The following is a 19122-nucleotide window of genomic DNA, read 5'->3' as shown; positions in this document are numbered from 1 at the left end:
TCTTTTACGGCCGGGCGGGACGCCCATCCCACAATAACAATTAAAATGATAAGTTATTTAATTCGCGATCGTTAGGTTTTAGATCTGGGATTTGGGATTTAAGATTTATGTGTAGGGTATGTCCGGGTTCAAAATTGCTCGATCGAGAGACATTGTTACCCCACAAACGGATACCAGCCCCGGACTTGTGTCGCCAAGAGTGCAAAAGTTTAAAGTCTTGTTCAAGATCCCAGATTCATCTGTGGAGTAAATCTCCAATCGTTCGACTTAGCGCGATTGACGCTCGCACTCGCCAAACATCAACCCGGTTCCTCCCCATGTCTAAAGCCCGCGGCTTCCCGCTCGTTCGGCGGTGATGTGTAACATCCCGTAGTTCGAGGGCCGCTCAAGAAGTGACGGCGAGGGTGGATTTTTGCCAATTAAATTCCTCAACTTCTGCGGCAGTTTCTGCCCCAACCAGCACCAACTGCACCGCACAAGCTTTTAACTCAGGCTGTTTGGAATCTGGACAGCTTGCAGCATGAGTCATGGCATTGGCTTCAGCCGCTTCGGCCCACAGAGAACCCCAGTGCATCGGTACAAATAGCGTACCGGGCGCGATCGCCTTTGTGACTTTTGCCGGAAACTGCGCCTTGCCGCGGCGCGATCGAACTTCCAGCAAATCACCCTCCTTAATCTGCAATTTGGCAGCATCGCGGGGGTGAATTTCCAAAAACGGGTCGGGGTGCAATTGATTAATTTTCTCTGTTCTACCCGTCCGCGTCATCGTGTGCCAGTGTCCGTAAAGTCTCCCTGTCGTCAACACAAACGGATAATTCGGATCGGGAGGTTCTGCCAGTCCCCGCGAGTGATAGGCCGAAAATCTCGCCCGCGCGTCAGGAGTGTGAAAACGCCTGTCAGTATACAGCCGTTTCGCTTCGTTCCCTGGATGCACAGGCTCGTTTTCCCGGCAAGGCCACTGCTGCGGCCCTTCTTGGCGGATGTATTCGTGGCTCAGGCCGGTCATGTCGCAAGGCTGGCCCCGCGTCAACTGTGCGTACTCTTGAAAAACCTCCGCACTGTTCTCGAAAGCAAAGTGTTCGGCAAAACCCAACCGCCGTCCCACCTCGGCGAAAATCCTCCAGTCGTCGCGGGCTTCCCCGGAGGGAGTGTCGAAACCGGGACAAAGCGTAACCCGGCGTTCGGAATTCGTCATTACTCCGGTTTTTTCGCTCCACTGCGTTGCCGGCAGCAGGATGTGAGCGTAGGCCGAGGTTTCAGTGGGATAGTAAGCTTCTTGATAAATAGTAAAGGGCGATCGCAGCAAAGCGGCTTTCGTGCGTTCCAAATCCGGCATACTCACCACCGGATTAGTAGCTGCAATCCACAGCAACTCGACATCGCCAGTTTCCAAACCGGCGATCATATCCCAAGCTGTGCGGCCCGGATGCGGGGAAATACTTCCCGGTGCGATTCCCCAAAATTCCTCGACTTGGGTTCTGTGTTCGGCATTTTTCACAAATCGGTAGCCTGGGAGCAAGTGAGACAGTCCTCCCGCTTCCCGCCCTCCCATCGCGTTTGGCTGGCCGGTGAGGGAAAACGGGCCGCATCCCGGTTTGCCAATTTGACCGGTCATCAAGTGCAAATTAATCAGCGATCGCACCTTTGCCGTGCCTTCCGACGACTGGTTCATTCCCATCGACCACAGAGACAAAACGCGCTGCGACTGTTCCCAGTAGTTTGCCGCCGTTTCTAACTCGCCCACAGTAATGCCGCAGCGCGAGGCTACAAACTCCGGCGTGTAGCTGCTAATCACCTCAGCAAAAGCTGAAAAATTCGCCGTGCATTCTTCAATAAACTCAGCATCTATTGCTTGCCTGCGTAACAGCAAATATGCAATTCCGTTAAGCAAATCTATATCCGTACCCGGTTTAATTGCTAAGTGCAAATCCGCCGCTTCAGCAGTCGGAGTCCGCCTCGGATCTACCACAATCATCTTGACATTTGGATGCTTTTTGTGGTATTTTGCTAATCGATTGAATACAATCGGATGGCATTCCGCTGTATTGCTACCAATAATAAAAGCGCAATCTGTTAATTCTAAATCGTCGTAACAGCAAGGCGGCCCGTCCGAGCCAAAGCTTTGAACGTATCCAGAGACTGCTGAAGACATACACAAGCGAGAATTAGCATCAAAATTATTAGTACCCAGACAACCTTTCATTAGTTTCTGGGCAACATAATAATCTTCTGTTGCGAATTGACCCGAACCGTAAACGCACAAAGCATCGGGACCGCTGGTGCTGCGAATTGTTTGGATGCGGTTAACAATTGCATCGAGAGCTTCGTCCCAGCTAGCGCGGCGGAAGGGTTGGTCGAGAGTATCTCGCATCATCGGATACAGTAGCCGATCGCTCCGAATAGATTCTGCTACGGTTGCTCCCTTAATACAAACCATGCCCTGACTTGATGGGTGATTGCGATCGCCCCGCACTTTCCAACTTTGTTTTTTGTCGGCAACAACTTCTAGACCGCAACCTACACCGCAGTATGGGCAAAGAGTTTTTATAGTTTCCATCTGGTGATTTTAGATGCTAATTTTTGAAAGCTAATGGGTAATTCGTAATTTGTTATTATAGTCGGAACTGAGGGTTCCTGCAAATAATGTTTTAATCATTACTAAATTACCGCAAAAATGCTTCACAGCAACGGACAATACCCTGATTTAAAATTAACCGCTATCTTACTAAAACTCGCGAGCCATCTGGTTTGTAGTCAGTGAATATTCGCTCCTAAATACCTCTCTAACAGAGGTACTCCTGCCCTAAATCTTGTCACCCCACCTAGGGGAGCGAGGAAGAATTGTTGCAGGACTCAAACAGCGCGCCGATACTACTTTTGACCTTGTTCTTGATAGCAATCTGAGATTTAGTGGGCGAGTATTATGTCGCCTATTTCTGTGTTTTAACTTCTAATACGCCTCCGTTGCTGGGGCTAAAAGTTACTTGGAATTCAGCAGTTTTTTCAGCGCCTGCTGTTGCATTTGCAGGAGTTTGCAAAACCGACAGAGGAGTTTCTTTGACGAAATCTTTAGCTGCTTTATTTGTGGGATCGAACTGCAGGATCTCGCCGTTTTGTTTTACTTTGACCCGATAAGTCAAGCTTTCGGTAAATGTCGGAGTTGTTCTCCATTTTTGGTCGATTTGTGCATACAACTTCTGTCCGATCGCATCGAGTTCGGCTTTGTCAGAAATCTCTGAGGTGGCAGCGGTGGCAGCGATGGGCGCAGGACTTGCAGCAGCGATGGGCGCAGGACTTGCAGCAGCGATGGGCGCAGGACTTGGATTCGGTGCGATCGAACTTGCTGCGACTTGCGGGCTGGGGGGAGAACTCACAATCGCCGCCGCAGTCGGCGCCGGAGGTGCAGTTTCTGCTAGTTTCGCTTGCTTTAGCTGGCTGGAAACAACCGACATATTGACGGCAGCTAAAGTAAACATTGCTGCGAACCACGAGGCTGCCAGGATGCCGCGTTTGATCGACGAGGCTTCTGGGGGTTCGGCAGTATGATGCACAAAAGGTGCAGGTGCGATCGGCCTGTCAGCAACCGCAGGCGTTTTGCTAGCAGGTAATGGCATCGGTAGCGCGACGGCTTCTGTCTCCGAATCCGTTTCTTCACCTTCTTCGTGGTGGGCGTAGCGAGAAAACAGGAACTCCAAAGCAAAGTTACGCAGTTCGTAGTATTTCGGGTCTTCCATAATCCGCGCCCGGTTGCGGGGACGGCTGAACGGAACGTGCATATCTTCGCCGATGGAAGCTGCTGGCCCGTTGGTCATCATCACGATGCGATCGGCCAAAAACAAAGCCTCATCAATATCGTGAGTAATCATAATGACGGTAATTTTTTCCTTCCGCCAAATTTTCAGCAATTCTTCCTGCAACTCTTCTCTGGTAATCGGGTCTAGAGCTCCGAAAGGTTCGTCCAAAATCAACAGTTTGGGGCGAGTTGCCAGGGCTCTGGCGATCGCCACCCGCTGTTTCATCCCCCCGGACAATTGGCCCGGTCTTTTGTGACAAGCTTCGGTCAGCCCCACTAATTCCAAGTGTTCCTTGACGATCGTATTGTGTTCGTCGGAGGACTTTTCCGGGTAAACATTTTCAACGCCGAGGTGAATATTTTCTGTAGCAGTCAGCCACGGCAAAAGCGAGTAGTTTTGAAACACCACCATGCGATCGGGGCCTGGTTCAGTAATCCGCGAACCTTCCAGGGCCACTTCTCCGTTTGTCGGCCCGTTGAATCCCGCGATCATATTCAGCAAAGTTGATTTGCCGCAGCCAGAGTGACCGATCAAACAAATAAATTCGCCTTCATTAATAGTCAGGTTTACACCGTCGAGAACCACGTAAGGGCCTTTAGGAGTTTCGTAGACTTTCGATACGTCTTTAATAGTCAGAAATTCTTGCTTGGGCGTCTCTATTTTCGTTTTTTGGGGGGTTTTGATAGTTTGCATATTTTCAGGATGTGGATTTTGGGTTGATGAATTAGACATGACAAATTTCGATTGAGAATTTGAAATTAGGGAGTTAGGAAGCGGAAAATGTGGAGTCTTGTTTCCTGATTTCTTGCTCCTCATTCCCTCTTCCTATTTGCTGGTTATGCTGGCAGTTTGATGGAACACTGACTGCCTATTTGTTCAATTAAGATTTCTTCAATGCGGACGGCGCGTTTGATTGTGACATTGTGAAGATAGTCGATCGGGTCGTCGAGATTAAACACAGTGCCGTCAAATAGCTCGATCGTCCGGCGATCTCTGGCAATATCCGGCAAGCCCAATTCCCGTACTGCTTGACCGAAAACATCGGGCCGCAAAACTCGATCGACCACTTCCACCCAGTTTTTCGGGAACGGGATCAGTCCCCAGCGAGCCATCTGCGCCATCACCCACACCATTTCTAGGCGGTCTGGAAAATTGGTTTTGTCAACAGAGAACTGGTTGAAATTGTAGAGCATTTCTGGTTCTGCCTCCGTACCGGAGTTGTACGGATCGATGAACCCTGGACGGATGTCTTTGGGATCGGCGCCGATGTATTGTTCTTGGCTAATCAATGCTAGGACTTCTTCGCGGTTGCGGCGATCGTCGCAGTATTCGCAGGCTTCCAAAAGCGCTTTGACGAGAGCGAGGTGGGTTTGAGGATATTTCTGAGCCCAATCTTCGCTAACACCGAGAACTTTTTCGATGTGTCCGGGCAGAATATCCAGGGAACGGGCCATAACAAAACCCGTGCCGCTGTTGACTGCGTGGGAGTTCCACGGGTCGCCCGAGCAGTAGCCGTCAATGTTGCCTGCTTTTAAATTTGATACCATTTGCGGGGGCGGAATCACTGTCAAGCCCACGTCGAGGTCGGGGTCGATGCCGCCGGCGGCCAGCCAGTAACGGAACAGCAGGTTGTGCATGGAGGCCGAGTGTACCATGCCCAAGGTGTGAACTTTATCGGGAGTCTTGGCGATCGCAGCTTTGAAATCCTCTAATGTCCGAATGCCTTGTCTGTAAAGGTCTTTGTTGAAAACAATCGAATTGCCGTTGCGAGAGAGCGTCATGGCGCTACAGACTGGTACAGGGGCTTCACCGTCGAGGCCCAACAGCATCCCGATCGGCATTCCTGCAACCATTTGCGCCGCGTCCAGCCGTCCTTCGGCAACTCCTTTGGCGATCGCTTTCCAGCTTGGTTCGCGGCTGAGAGTAACTTCTTCCAACCCGTGGGCTTTGAAAAATCCTTTTTCTTTAGCTACTACTAAGGGGGCGCAGTCGGTGAGGGGAATAAAGCCGATGTCGAGGTTGATTTTTTCCAGGCCGTTGCGGGCGATGACAGCGGGTTGTTGTTTGGCCCGGCGCTGTTTGACCCGCTTTTGCTGGTTGAGGAAGTAAACCATTTCGTTACGCAGCGCGTAGTAACTCGGATGGTTGACAACTTCCATGCGCTTGCGGGGGCGGGGAATGTTCACTTCGAGGATTTGCCCGATTTGGGCTTCCGGGCCGTTGGTGAGCATCACAATGCGATCGCTCAGTAATAAAGCCTCATCCACATCGTGAGTTACCATCACGCTGGTGACTTTGCTTTCCTCGCAAATTTTCATCAACTGGTCTTGCAAACCGCCGCGAGTTAAAGCATCAAGTGCTCCGAAAGGTTCGTCTAGCAGCAGCAATTTCGGGCGAATCGCCAGGGCGCGGGCGATCGCAACTCTTTGTTTCATCCCCCCAGAAATTTCGCCCGGCCGTTTGTCGGCGGCGTGTCCGAGTCCGACCAATTTAATGTGGTGTTCGATCACCAACTCGCGATCTTCTTGAGAGTTACCGCTGTAAATTTCATTTACTGCTAGGGCGATATTTTCGCGCACCGTCAGCCAAGGTAGCAGCGAGTAATTTTGAAACACCACCATTCTGTCCGGGCCTGGATCGCGGACTTCCCGCCCTTCTAAAGTAATCCCGCCCTGACTTGCGTTGTCGAGGCCGGCGATGATATTTAGCAGCGTAGATTTGCCGCAGCCAGAGTGCCCAATTAAGGTGATGAATTCTCCCTTTTTTATTTTCAGTTCTATATTTTTAAGAGCGATGTATTGCTCTCCGTTGGGCAAGTTAAATACGCGGTCAACGTGGTCTACTTCAACAAATACTGACATGGCAATTTTAGGTTAGTTTGTAATTTGTATGATGCTGATTATTAATTGGGAATTGGGCATTGGGCATTAATTTACAACTCATTTCTACCAATTTGTAGTTGGCAACCATTCGCCATGCCCGATGCCCGATGCCCTGTTTGGCCGATGCCCGATCCCCAAATCCTATTTCTGTTCTTCAGGAACAACTTTGGAAGCAATGAAACCAACGATTCTGTCTAAAATCAAACCGACTATTCCTACATAAAGCACGGCTAGAATCACTGCACTGAGTCTAGAACTGTTGTAAGCGTCCCAGATGAAGAAGCCGATGCCGACGCCGCCGACTAACATTTCTGCAGCTACGATCGCCAGCCAAGACAAACCGATACCAATTCTCAAGCCAGTGAAGATGTAAGGAACCGAAGAGGGAAGCAGGATTTTCCAGAAGTATTTTTGGTTGGGGAGGCGCAAGACGCGGGCGACGTTTCTGTAGTCTTGGGGTATTTGTTGAACGCCTACTGTGGTGTTAATTAGAATCGGCCAAATGGCGGTAATTAAGATTACGAATAGTGCAGAAACTTCGTTAGCTTTCACCCCCATGCCTTCAAAGGGATTGAACTGTTGAAATACGGCCAGGGCGATCGGCAGCCAAGCCAGGGGCGGGATAGTTCTGAATACTTGAAACAGCGGGTCTAAAGCATCGAACATTAGGGAGTTTGTGCCGATCAGGATTCCCAAACTGATGCCGAGAACTGCTGCCAAAGTAAAGCCGATCGCCACCCGCTGCAAGCTAGCCAAAATTTGCCAGAACAAGCCTTTGTCTGTACCGCCGTTGTCGAAGAAAGGATTAATAATCAGATTCCAGCTTTCTTGGACAGCTTTGATTGGCCCCGGCAAGCTGGACTCTGGACTGTTGCAGAGGATTTGCCAGATTATGAGCAGAACTGTAATTGCTACCAGCGGGCGGATGATTTTCCGGCGGTTTTTCTGAACCTGATCCAGAACGAAATTTACTGGATTTTTGCTTTTAGTAACAGCGAGGTTTGTTGCCATTTTTTTTTTCAGTATTGTGAATAATCGATTATTTGTAGATACTTTGAAGTGTTCACCGTGTCTGGGGTGGGTTGAGTTACGAAACCCAACTCCACTCAATTAAAAAATCGGTCAACTATCAAAAGTGAACAGTCAACTGTCAACAGTGCACTAATTATGCTTTTTTGATTGCCAGACTCTTCAGATATTCTTCTGGTTTTTCTGGGTCAAACTTCACGCCGTCAAAGAAGGTTTCTACACCGCGAGAACTGCTAGTAGGAATTTGGGCTGCAGGGACGCCAAGTGTTGTCGCTGCTGCTTTCCAAATATCTTCGCGGTTAACTTTATCAACCGTTGCTTTGATATCGGTAGTTGCCGGGATATAACCCCAGCGAATATTTTCAGCTAAGAACCAAGCATCGTGACTCTTGTAGGGATAAGAAGCATTATCAGCCCAAAATTTCATCGCCACTGGGCTGGCAGCTTCAATGCGGCCGGTACCGTAGTCAATTTGGCCCTTAGAGCGACTGATAATATCTGCTACTGGCACTTTTAACCACTTATCTTGAGAGATAATTTGGCACATCTCATCGTGATTTTCTGCCTTGTCGCACCACTGCTGGGCTTCCAGTACGGCCATTGTAAGTGCTTTTGCAGCTTTGGGGTTTTTGTCAACCCAATCTCCTCTTAAAGCGAAAGCTTTTTCAGGATGATCTTTCCAAAGTTCTCCGGTTATCAAGGCGGTGTATCCTACCTTTTGAGTAACTAGCTGAGCATTCCAAGGTTCGCCTACGCAAAATGCTTCCATGCTGCCAGATTTCATGTTCGCTACCATTTGGGGCGGCGGTATGGGAATCACGGAAACATCTGTATCTGGATTAATACCGCCTGCTGCTAGCCAGTAGCGCATCCACAAATCGTGGGTGCCGCCGGGAAAAGTTATAGCAACAGGAAGGTTTTGGTTGCCAAAAGCTGCTTTCAGCGGTGCGCTGTCTGTACCTACTTTTAAATCTAGGTATTTTTTGCTGAGCGAAATTGCCTGACCGTTAGTATTTAACCGGGCAAGAATGTACATCGGCACTGGCTGATTGCCTTTGGTAATAGTGCCTAATGTCATGTGGTAAGGCATGGGGGATAAGATGTGGGCCCCGTCAATGCCGCCTTTGTCGGAACCGAGTTCTAAGTTGTCGCGAGTAACTGGCCAAGATGCTTGTTTGGTAACTTGTACGTCTTTCATGCCGTACTTGGCAAATAACCCTTTTTCTTGGGCGATGATTAAGGGTGCTGCGTCGGTGAGGGCGATGAATCCGAGTTTGGCTGCGGTAACTTCTGGGGCGTCGGCGGGATTGATGCTGACTGCTGGGGCGGCGGTGGGCGAAGCGCCGCCGGCGGCGGGGGTGGCACTTCCGTTAGATGGGGTGGAACTGGAACTGCAACCGTGGGCTAGGAGGGTGCCGGCTGCTGTTGCTCCAGCGGTGATGATGAATTTTCTTCTAGAAAGGTTGCTCATTTGTCTTGAATTGTTGTTGTACTTGGAGATGGTGGAAATGTGAGATGTGAGATTGATTCGCGACCTTCGCATCGCATCTGACATTATTTAGATTAGGCGTCGATCGTCACTTTGCCGATCGCCCGCGCGCTGCAAGCTAAAATGAACCCTGGTTCTAAGTCTGCCGCCGCGTCTGGTTTGCTGTCGTAGACTGTTTTGCCTTCTAGGAGTTTCTGCTGGCAAGTGCCACAGCTTCCTGACCGGCAATTGCTGTCAAGTTCGACTCCGGCCCGTTCGGCAACATCGAGTATGAACTCATCTTCGCTGCAAGCAACTTCTTTGCCCGATCGAGCGAAAATGACAGTAGATGTCTGAGGTTTGGCTGCCGAGACTGCTGTTTCGCCCTCTTCAACCGTCAATTGCAGTTGCCGGTTCAGCACAGCTACATCCCCTGTAATCTGTTTGGGAACTGCCCCAAACTGCTCGACTAACAGTTGATGCAGCAGCGGTTTCAGGTCTTCGCAAGGGATGCCTTTTTGGACGCAAGCACCCAAATGAGCGTCTTTGCCAACTGTGCCTCCCATGTAAATGTCTACACCTTCGAGGGTTTTGCCGTTCTTGCGAACTTTTGTTCCCATCAAACCAATGTCTGCTACCTGGGGTTGACCGCAGGAATTGGGGCAACCCGTCCAGTGAATTCTGACCGGTTTGGGAACTGACAGTTCGGCTTCGAGTTCCTCAATCATTGCCACGGCTCGGCTTTTGGTTTCGATGAGGGCGAAGTTGCAAAACTTGGCGCCGGTGCAGGAAACCAAGGCTCGTGTCAGCGGTGCGGGCTCGATGGAAAAACGCTGCAACAGCGGTTCTTTGACCAGCGATTCTATCCGCGAGTCGGGAACGTTGGGAATAATCACGTTTTCTTCCACAGTGAGCCTGAGTTCGCCGCTGCCGTAAACCTCGGCGATTCTGGCCAAATCGAACAAATCCGATGCCTGCAGCCGTCCGACGGGAACGTGCAGCCCTACATAGTTGAGCCCTGATTGTTTTTGGGCGTAGATGCCGATGTGGTCGCGTTTGTCCCAGGTGATTTCATCTTTGGGCGCGGCGGCGGGCAAAGTGCGCCCTAATTCTTGTTCGACTTCGGATCGGAATTGTTCGATTCCGAGTTCGTCAATCAGCCACATCAGCCGCGATTTTTGGCGGTTTGCTCTGGGGCCTCGATCGCGAAACACAGTTAAAATTGCTTTGCACAAATCTACAACGTCGCTGGGACTTGCCCATGCGTTGAGAGGAATTGCAGCGTCGCAGCGTTTGGCGGAGAAGAAACCGCCGACTAATACGTTAAAGCCGATGTTGCCGTCTTTATAAGCGGGTACGAAGGCGATGTCGTTGATTTCTGCGTGGACTGAGTTGTCGCGGCAGCCTGCGATCGCAATATTAAACTTTCTCGGCAAATTTGAAAACGCGGGGTTGCCTTCGCCGTTGTTCGTAATCATGTCTTGGACTTGATTCGCCAGTTCCCGCGTATCTATCAGTTCGTCGGCGTCCAAGCCCGCGACTGGGGAACCCGTGATGTTACGCACGTTGTCCATGCCAGACTGGATGCTGGTCATGCCCGCTTCTTTGAGGCGGCGGAAGATGTCGGGTACGTCTTCGATGCGAATTCCGCGCAATTGCAGGTTTTGTCTGGTGGTGATGTCGGCGCTGCCGTCGTCGCCGTAGCGTTGGACGATTTCTGCTAGCGTTCTGGTTTGATTGCTAGTTATGATGCCGTTGGGCAAGCGCAGCCGCATCATGAATTTGCCGGGGGTTACTGGCCGAAAGAAGATGCCGAGCCATTTGAGGCGGTGCTCGCGATCGATTTCGTCCATTGCTTCCCAGCCAATTGCGGCGAAGTGGTCGAGTTCGCCTTTTAATGCTAAGCCATCTTTTTCGGCTTTGAGTTTTTCAAACTTGTTCAGGCTCGCTTGGGCTTTGGGTTCTACTGTTTGGGTCATCGGTTTACCCTCGCTGCTGGCTTGTGTGGGGAGGTATTGACTTGGAGCATAAAGTGTGTGTTTCCTGCTAACCTTAGTGACTGTATGGATTTAAAACTGTATATTTAGTTACTAGATGGAATTTCTTTTAAGCATGGTTGGTCTTCTGTAAACTTGAGCTTGACTGGGTGCTAGCTCGAACGTGGCCAAACTATTTATGGTTATAGTTGCTACCGATGATTCGGTCGATCGCTGCGTTTCGATGCACCTTTGTTATGAGCTAATGTAAAGCCCACGATTGTAAATATTCGTAGCTATTTTTACAAAATATTGAGTTTTATGAATATTTCGCATAATGCCCATGCGTTTTATACATGGAAAATGGGTAAAGAGACCCCCAAAACCGAAAAATCTCTCTAAATCTTTAGATTTAGGAGGGGAAAGGGGGAAATTGGAATATCTAAAATTAATTTTGTGATTGCGATCGCAGACTTAAAACGCGATCGTCACAACATTAGAGCCGTCGCTGTCACACAGTTTGCCTCAAAACATCACATTGTGTGCTATGCCAGCGTCACTATTAATTTTCCGAGAACGAGAGACGATCTAAGCATCGAATTCAGGGAACGTCTCATGCTTTTAGTTCAACTTATCCCCGGCGCTATTTCCGAAATGCTTGCCTCTGTTACGGAGACGGGTTGTTTGACTTTAGCCGATCGCTACGGCTTGATGGCCGCTGTTTTGGACGACTCTCTCGACGATGAATGCAGACATTCGATCAACCGCCTGCTGCGTTCTGTGGTCAGGGGAAGAGTCAAGATAGTCAACGAACTGTCGGCGATATATTAACAGCATTTAAAAATTTGATTGATTCATGCAGCGCCTAAGAGTGCAGAAACCACCGAGGGAGTTAGAATGAACCCACGATGCCTGCTGCGGATGTAGGGCAGGAAGTTGATTGGGTGTTCTAAAAACCTGCGATCGTTCTTGCCGTATGATTTTTTTTGATTGTCCAATTCTCGCTTTGGGCGGCACTTACAGAAAAAGTGCTGATTCATGAGAGCCTGTTGGGTTGAACGCTGATGGTAAAATTAGTAAAATTGCTGTGCGCGATCGGCATTTGAGGAGTTTGAGGAATGAAGTCATCCCAAGCAACGTAATTATAATTATTAGACATCTCCAGCAAAGCCTGTCTTGAACAGGCAGGATGCCTGTTCCACAATAATTATTGGAGAGGTATATGGAACAGGGCTGGCGATGAAAGACAATTTATGAAAATTATTAATCAAACAATCGAATTATTAATAGAATCCGGTCTCGGCATCTACAACATCACGCCCCATATAGCAATCCTTGCAGGAGTCATAAATTTTTTACCCCACCCCAGCCCTCCCCGAACCCAAGGGGAGGGAGTAAGAAATTCACAAATGATTTAGGATGGCTATAGCCCGCCCTCAACATACAATTTAAATGCACAACAGCTTACCAAACAAGCTGCCGTTTGCGTTAGCTGTATTGAAATTTTGACCGAAAAAATTGAAGAATAAATCGCGGTAGTTGATGTTGCCTCTTTGAGCTAGTGAGTCGGCATATCCGGCTAAACTTAGATTAGAATTGATGGCGATGAAAGCTGTATCTGATGTTTCTTTGATGGCGATGCCGTAAAATTCAAATTCCCCGCCGCCGATTTGAGCCCCTGTCACGCCGTCGTTCAAGGAATCGATCGCGTAATTCCAGCCGTTAGATAGCGTTGCTGCTGTAGCTTTTTGTTGCTGTATTGCGAAAAGGAGACAGAAACTAGCCACTGAGTAAGTCTAGTGGAGGCTGTTTTTAGTAATGGATTTCATAAAACCCTCCCTGGGAATCATTGTTAAATTGTCAAGTCTGCTCGCTCGACTGTTTTTAATTTTTTTTTAGTAAATCATACAGCATATTCGGTGGTTGATGAAGTACAGTAGCCGCTATATTTATATTGTGTGATTTTAATATGTAGGGTGCGGATCTGCAACCTTTTAAATAGAACTTGCAGATTGACGGGTGTATCCGCACCGATGCTTACTACAGGATTGTGTGTACTGGGAGCATCTCATATTTGTAAAAACACTTCTTCTGGCTCCTTCCTTCTTCCTCTTCCCTCTTCCCTCCTGCCTCAAAACTCCAATTTTTAGCGTGGCTGCTTTCATTGAGATGCTCCCTGATGCGTAGGCCAGAAACCGGGTTTTTGTTGAGAAGACGCATGACAGTGTAGAAACCCCAAAAAACTCGGTTTCTTTGATTGTGACGCGCGGGCTAATCCCCACCCAGCGAAAAATCCTGTCACAATAAAATCAAGACTACCGAGAGACCAAGTGGGTATCGAACTCAAGCTACCGTCAGGACACTAAATCATTTAAAATTAAAGTTGGGGCGACGATCACCCCAATCATTCCCAAAACCTAGGTGTTGCCATGCGTAAAATTGTACTATTCATTGCATCTAGTCTGGACGGTTATATTGGCCGACCGAATGGCGATATTGATTGGCTGTTTACAGACCAAAATTACGGTTATAGTAAATTTTTAGATAGCATCGATACGGTTCTCATGGGTCGGAAAACTTACGAACAAGTTCTAACTTTTGGCGAGTACCCGTACCAGGAAAAAAAGAGTTATGTTTTTACGAAGAATCTAGATTTTCAAGCTACTTCGGATGTCGAAGCGGTAACAAATTTCGAGAATTTTGTCAAGGATTTGCGCTTGCTTGAGGGAAAGAATATTTGGTTGGTGGGAGGTTCTCTGCTGATTCGCGATTTCCTGAATCAAAATTTTGTTGAGGAGCTAATTCTCTCGGTGCACCCGATTATTTTGGGCGAGGGAATCCCTTTATTTGTTAATCCGATAAATACTACAACTTTGCAGTTAACTGGATGTCAGACATACAGTTCTGGCATGGTTCAGCTATCTTATGATGTCGCGACTTGAGGGCGCGCCCAATTGCTAAGTCGCTTGCAAAAATACTGTCAGTTGGTTATCAAAAAAGGTAAGATAGGAATAAGTAAGTTAGTTATCGATATATTATGTCTGCCAAAGATGTTTTTCATGAAGTTGTCAAAACAGCTTTGCAAAAAGAAGGCTGGCATATTACCCACGATCCGTTTCCGATTAGTGTGGGCGGTGTAGATATGTCGATCTGGGAGCAGAAAGGCTGATTGCGGCAGAAAGGCAAGGCGAAAAAATTGCCGTTGAGGTCAAAAGTTTTTTGGCAAAATCGTCGGCAATCTCGGAATTTCACAGAGCATTGGGGCAGTTCATTAATTACCGAGCAGCACTCAAAGAAAAAGCACCCGATCGCATTTTGTACTTGGCTGTGCCGTTAATAACTTATGAAGAATTCTTTCAACTAGATTTCCCGAAAGCAAGGATCGAGGAAAATCAGGTAAAAATGATTGTTTATGATACAGCAGTTGAGGTTATTGTAGAATGGAAAAATTAATCAAATATCGGCAAATTGTGCAGCAAATGTTACTGGAGTACGGCCAGCACAAACCTGCTCACGGAGACATTGAAGTCGAGACAATTATTGATACAGAACGAGATCATTACCAAATCTTTTATGTGGGCTGGGACAAGCAGACTAGGGTGCATCATTGTAGCATTCACATTGATATCAAGGGCGGAAAAATTTGGCTTCAATGGAATGCGACTGAAGATGATATTGCTGAAAATTTAGTAATAGCCGGAGTTCCAAAAGAGGATATTGTTTGGGGATTTCAGCCGCCCTTTATGCGGAAGTATACGGGTTATGCAGTGGAATAGATCGCAGATGATGAAATGTGTTTGCTACTTTTTGTTATTAATATCTTTTTTCTGGGTGGTGCTTCCTGCTGAGGCCTCTGTATGCCGCAATTATCAAGGAAGGGAGATTTGCGTTGTCGATATCAAACGCAGTGCGAAAAACTATTGGGAATACAGGGTAATTCTGAGTGTTGACGGAGTGAAACAGCCTCTGGAAGTCTACAATTGCCGCGATCGCACTACAGTTAAGAAAGATGGAACTGTTTTGGCGTTCGGACAAAACAACCCTGGTGAAATCGTCTGCAGTTTTTTTAAGAAATAGCATATTTGTGACGCTGCTCAAAGCCCATCCCACTCATTGTTTGATTGATTTAACTGGTTCCAAGGCAGAGCCTTGGAACCCATATAAGCGAGACTCTGCCTCGGCTGGGAAGATGGAGGCAGAGCCTCCGGATCTGCGTTACCAGGCAGGAGCCTGGTAACGAGTAGTAATCAACTTTTCATGTTTGTTGTGGGATGGGCGTCCCGCCCGTCCTTTCTGGGCGGGCGGGACGCCCATCCCACAAGAAAAAAGGGAAATTATTTAATTCTCATTCCGCAGTACACATTTTAGTTAGAATTTGCCGTCTACTGCTGAAACGCAGCGTTCGCAAATTAGCGGATGTTCGATCGACTCTCCGACGTGAGTAGAGTAATTCCAGCAACGATCGCACTTTTGGCCGTCTGCTTTGACTACACCAATCGCCAACTCTGGAGATTGATAACTGTAAGGCAATTCTTGCAGGATTGCATTCGATTCTACCAGTTCCACTTCCGAAGTAATGAACAAATAGCGCAATTCGTCTACACCGTTGCCGGTGATTGTAGAATCGCGCCCTGCAGCTAGGGAAGCAGGAATGTCTGGTTCCGGTTCGATCGCAACTAATTCTGCTTGCGGGATTTCGGGTGTTTCTACAAACACTTGTTCGGTTGGGGCTGTTTGTGCGATCGCCCCTGTTTCTACAAGCACAAGCGCTGTATCCAATGCCGGTGCGAGGACGATCGCCTTTGTTTCTGCAAGTACAAGCGCTGTACTCCGACCCACCACATCTGCTGTCAGGAAATCAATTTGTTGTGCAATTTCTTGACGGTTGGCGGCAAACAACAAGTGACGGAAAGCAAACCAGATTGTAAATAAGATGCCGATGACTTCAAAGAGGCCTCCCAACACCGGAATCTGATTCATCGTATCCAAAATCGCCAGCGTTACTCTGCCCGTTACTAACACAGAGGCTAACAGCCCAAGTGTTACCAAAACTTTTTGGTATTCTGTAAAAAAGTTGCCCGCGTATTCAGGCAAATTAGCTACAAACTCGGCGGCTCGATCTAAGATTGGCCCAGAATCTGAAGCCGACAGTTCAGGGGCGGAATACTCTACTATCTCAGAAGGTCGATCGCCCTTTTCTATCGTTTCTGCCTCAACATAAACGGTGTTTTCTGTCAATACTTTGGCAACTTTTGCCGCCTGTTCTTCCTGTTTATCTTGTGCTGCTTTTTCTTTCTCCTGGGCCGCTAACTCGATGACTGAATTTTGCGATCGTACATAATCCACCAATTCTTCACTGCTGGGATTCAAAGCTTGCAATTGCTGTCTTTTCTCAACATCGGGAACGTACAATAAAACCTTAGCTTCCAAAGAAGAACCGATCGCCTTTTCAATCCGGGCTTTTTCCAAAACCTTGTTAACTTCGCCGCGCACTTGCCGCAAATACTGCCAGCGCGCAGCCAATTCTGGATTGTGCCATTTTGCATCAATTTGCACCCAGCCGGCTTCAAACACGGACTTGTAAGGAGTCGGATAGGGAACGTACTGCCAAATATCCTCAGCCATGTGACACAAAACAGGTGCGATCGCCCTTGCTAAATTCTCCACAGCAATTGCAATCACCGTCTGACAACTGCGGCGGCGAAGGGTATCTGTCGCGCTGATGTAAAGTCTGTCTTTGGCAATATCCAAGTAAAAATTAGATAAATCCACCGTACAGAAATTCTGCACAGTTTGGAAAAATCTGGAAAATTGGAAGCTTTCAAAAGCATCTTGGACTTCCGCAAAAACTTCGCCCATTCTGTGCAGCATATAGCGGTCGAGTTCCGGCAATTCCTCGTAAGCAACGGCATCTTTTGCCGGGTCGAAGTCGTGCAAATTGCCCAGCAAAAACTTAGCTGTATTGCGAATTTTGCGGTAAACATCCGACTGCTGTTTGAGAATGTTTTTGCCCAAAGGCACATCTGCCGAGTAGTCTACCGAAGATACCCACAACCGCAAAACATCGGCGCCGTATTCCTTAATTACCTCCGCCGGATCGACGCCATTTTTTTCAGATTTGCTCATTTTGCGGCCTTTTTCATCAACCACAAAACCGTGAGTCAAAACTGTTTTGTAAGGAGCAACGCCGTTAGTTGCTACACTGGTCAGCAAGCTGGATTGAAACCAACCGCGATGTTGGTCTGAACCTTCCAAATAGATATCAGCAGGATAGTTTAATTCCGATCGACCTTTTGCCACAGCGGCCCAGGAAGAACCAGAGTCAAACCACACATCCATCGTGTCTGTGCCCTTGCGGTAAGTGCGGCCGTTACTGCGGTAAGATTCCGGCAGCAATTCATCGATCGACAATTCCCACCAAGCATCGGAACCGCGTTCGGCAAAGATGGCTTGCACGCGGGCGATCGTTTCTTCATTTAACAGCGGTTCGTTGGTTTCTTCGTCGTAGAATACGGGAATCGGAACGCCCCAAGTCCGCTGGCGGGAGATGCACCAATCCGATCGATCGCCCACCATTGCAGTAATCCGATTTTCCCCTTGGGCGGGAATCCAATTCACACCAGAAATGGCTTTTAATGCTTCATCGCGGAACCCTTCAACCGAGGCAAACCACTGTTCCGTCGCCCGAAAAATAGTCGGCTTTTTCGTGCGCCAATCGTAAGGATAAGAGTGAGCGTAACTTTCCTCTTTAATCAAACAATTTGCTTCGGTAAGGGCATCAATCACCGCGCTATTGCCGTTTCCGAGGACATTTAAACCTGCGAACTGTCCGGCTTCTGCGGTGAAATTTCCGTTCTCGTCTACGGGCGTTAAAACTGGCAAACCGCAGCGTTTTCCTACTATAAAGTCTTCTTGTCCGTGCCCCGGTGCGGTGTGCACCAATCCAGTTCCTGAATCAGCGGTAATGTAGTCGCCACCGGCAACGATCGGACTTTCGCGATCGAACAGCGGGTGTTTGTAGATGCAGCCTTCTAATTCTTTGCCTTTGAAGGTAGCAAGTATTTTTAATTGAGTGTTAAAAGTTGCCGACAGCCGATCGACCGCATCGACAGCTACTAACATAAATTGTTGTGCGATGTGGGAATTTGCCTGTGGTTCCACCACCGCATAAGTCAGTTCGGGATTGACGGCGATCGCCAAGTTTGCCGGAATCGTCCAGGGAGTAGTCGTCCAAATCGCCGCCCAGAGGCTCGGCATATAGCGCTTGAGCTTCGTTTGCAGGGATTTTGACAAAGTTTTCACATGGAAGCCGACGTAGATGCTGCGCGACGTGTGGCCTTCGGGATATTCCAATTCCGCTTCGGCGAGGGCTGTTTTCGAGCTCGGACTCCAGTGAACCGGTTTGAAGCCGCGGTAGATGTAGCCTTTGAGTACCATTTGACCGAAAACGCCGATTTGGGCGGCTTCGTATTCGGGTTTTAGGGTTAAATACGGGTGTTTCCAGTCGCCCCAAACGCCGTAGCGCTGGAAGGATTCGCGCTGCTGTTCCATTGTTTGCTGGGCGAAGGCGGAGGCTTTGCGGCGGAGTTCGATCGGGGTAAGATTGAGCCGATCGTCCGATTTCATGTTTTGCAATACTTTAAGTTCGATCGGCAATCCGTGACAATCCCAACCGGGCACGTAGCGGACTTTTTTGCCGCGCAGCATTTGGTAGCGGTTGATGAAATCTTTGAGGATTTTGTTGAGGGCGTGGCCGATGTGGAGTTGTCCGTTGGCGTAGGGTGGGCCGTCGTGGAGGATAAACAAATCGCCTGGGTTATTTTCCGAAAGGCGATCGTAGATTTCTCCATCTGCCCAAAATTGTTGCAATTCTGGTTCGCGCTTGGTGGCGTTGGCGCGCATATCAAATTTGGTTTTGGGCAGATTTACCGTGTCTTTGTAAGATTTAGCTTCCATTTTTGACAAACTTTTTA

The 19122-nt window shown here is 48.4% G+C and carries 13 protein-coding genes and 2 pseudogenes; 5 read left to right on the top strand and 10 right to left on the bottom strand.

Annotated elements, in window-relative coordinates:
• Positions 1-385: 385 nt before the first annotated feature.
• The 7 genes and pseudogenes from QUA50_RS22865 to QUA50_RS22835 form a co-directional block, all read right to left on the bottom strand.
• Positions 386-2557 carry a nitrate reductase gene (locus tag QUA50_RS22865; RefSeq protein WP_333267628.1) on the bottom strand — a complete coding sequence of 724 codons (2172 nt, stop codon included), beginning with the start codon at positions 2555-2557 and terminating at the stop codon, positions 386-388.
• A gap of 373 nt (positions 2558-2930) precedes the next feature.
• Entirely contained in the window at positions 2931-4526 is a 1596-nt protein-coding gene (locus QUA50_RS22860) for a nitrate ABC transporter ATP-binding protein (RefSeq protein ID WP_333267627.1), read from the bottom strand.
• Positions 4527-4630: 104 nt separating this feature from the next.
• Positions 4631-6655 (bottom strand): nitrate ABC transporter ATP-binding protein, encoded by a 2025-nt coding sequence (locus QUA50_RS22855; RefSeq protein ID WP_333267625.1) that lies wholly within the window; start codon positions 6653-6655, stop codon positions 4631-4633.
• 162 nt (positions 6656-6817) lie between these two features.
• Positions 6818-7687 carry a nitrate ABC transporter permease gene (gene ntrB / locus QUA50_RS22850; RefSeq protein ID WP_006632842.1) on the bottom strand — a complete coding sequence of 290 codons (870 nt, stop codon included), beginning with the start codon at positions 7685-7687 and terminating at the stop codon, positions 6818-6820.
• 154 nt (positions 7688-7841) lie between these two features.
• On the bottom strand, positions 7842-9176 hold the full coding sequence (locus QUA50_RS22845) for a CmpA/NrtA family ABC transporter substrate-binding protein (RefSeq protein WP_333267622.1): 1335 nt from the start codon (positions 9174-9176) through the stop codon (positions 7842-7844).
• A 92-nt stretch (positions 9177-9268) separates the two neighbouring features.
• A complete protein-coding gene (locus tag QUA50_RS22840; protein ID WP_333267652.1) occupies positions 9269-9595 on the bottom strand; it encodes a 2Fe-2S iron-sulfur cluster-binding protein in 327 nt (108 codons plus the stop codon).
• A gap of 18 nt (positions 9596-9613) precedes the next feature.
• Positions 9614-11152, bottom strand: a pseudogene (locus QUA50_RS22835) (ferredoxin--nitrite reductase); the annotation flags it as partial.
• 612 nt (positions 11153-11764) lie between these two features.
• Between QUA50_RS22835 and QUA50_RS22830 the strand changes: the two are divergent.
• Positions 11765-11980, top strand: a complete 216-nt coding sequence (locus QUA50_RS22830; RefSeq protein WP_333267650.1) for a hypothetical protein — start codon at positions 11765-11767, stop codon at positions 11978-11980.
• 205 nt (positions 11981-12185) lie between these two features.
• On the opposite strand, the gene QUA50_RS22825 is transcribed toward QUA50_RS22830, so the two are convergent.
• Positions 12186-12308 (bottom strand): hypothetical protein, encoded by a 123-nt coding sequence (locus QUA50_RS22825; protein ID WP_333267620.1) that lies wholly within the window; start codon positions 12306-12308, stop codon positions 12186-12188.
• Between the two features lie 289 nt (positions 12309-12597).
• Positions 12598-12936, bottom strand: a complete 339-nt coding sequence (locus tag QUA50_RS22820) for an XDD3 family exosortase-dependent surface protein (protein WP_333267618.1) — start codon at positions 12934-12936, stop codon at positions 12598-12600.
• Between the two features lie 642 nt (positions 12937-13578).
• Here QUA50_RS22820 and QUA50_RS22815 point away from each other — a divergent pair.
• From QUA50_RS22815 to QUA50_RS22800, 4 genes and pseudogenes are all read left to right on the top strand, one after another.
• Positions 13579-14091: a dihydrofolate reductase family protein gene (locus tag QUA50_RS22815; protein WP_333267616.1), complete on the top strand. Its 513-nt coding sequence runs from the start codon at positions 13579-13581 to the stop codon at positions 14089-14091.
• A 95-nt stretch (positions 14092-14186) separates the two neighbouring features.
• Positions 14187-14602, top strand: a pseudogene (locus QUA50_RS22810) (XisH family protein).
• Entirely contained in the window at positions 14590-14925 is a 336-nt protein-coding gene (locus tag QUA50_RS22805) for a XisI protein (RefSeq protein WP_333056188.1), read from the top strand. Before QUA50_RS22810 ends, QUA50_RS22805 begins: the two are co-directional and overlap by 13 nt.
• The gene (locus QUA50_RS22800; RefSeq protein WP_333267614.1) at positions 14912-15226 is read left to right on the top strand and encodes a hypothetical protein; all 315 of its coding nucleotides are present in this window, start codon (positions 14912-14914) and stop codon (positions 15224-15226) included. The genes QUA50_RS22805 and QUA50_RS22800 overlap by 14 nt, the downstream gene beginning before the upstream one ends.
• Before the next feature lie 291 nt (positions 15227-15517).
• Here QUA50_RS22800 and ileS read toward each other — a convergent pair whose 3' ends face one another.
• Entirely contained in the window at positions 15518-19105 is a 3588-nt protein-coding gene (gene ileS / locus QUA50_RS22795; RefSeq protein WP_333268163.1) for an isoleucine--tRNA ligase, read from the bottom strand.
• Positions 19106-19122 lie beyond the last annotated feature (17 nt).

Source organism: Microcoleus sp. M2_D5 (assembly GCF_036701935.1).
Lineage (GTDB): Bacteria > Cyanobacteriota > Cyanobacteriia > Cyanobacteriales > Microcoleaceae > Microcoleus.
This window is presented reverse-complemented; position numbering and strand designations above follow the sequence as displayed.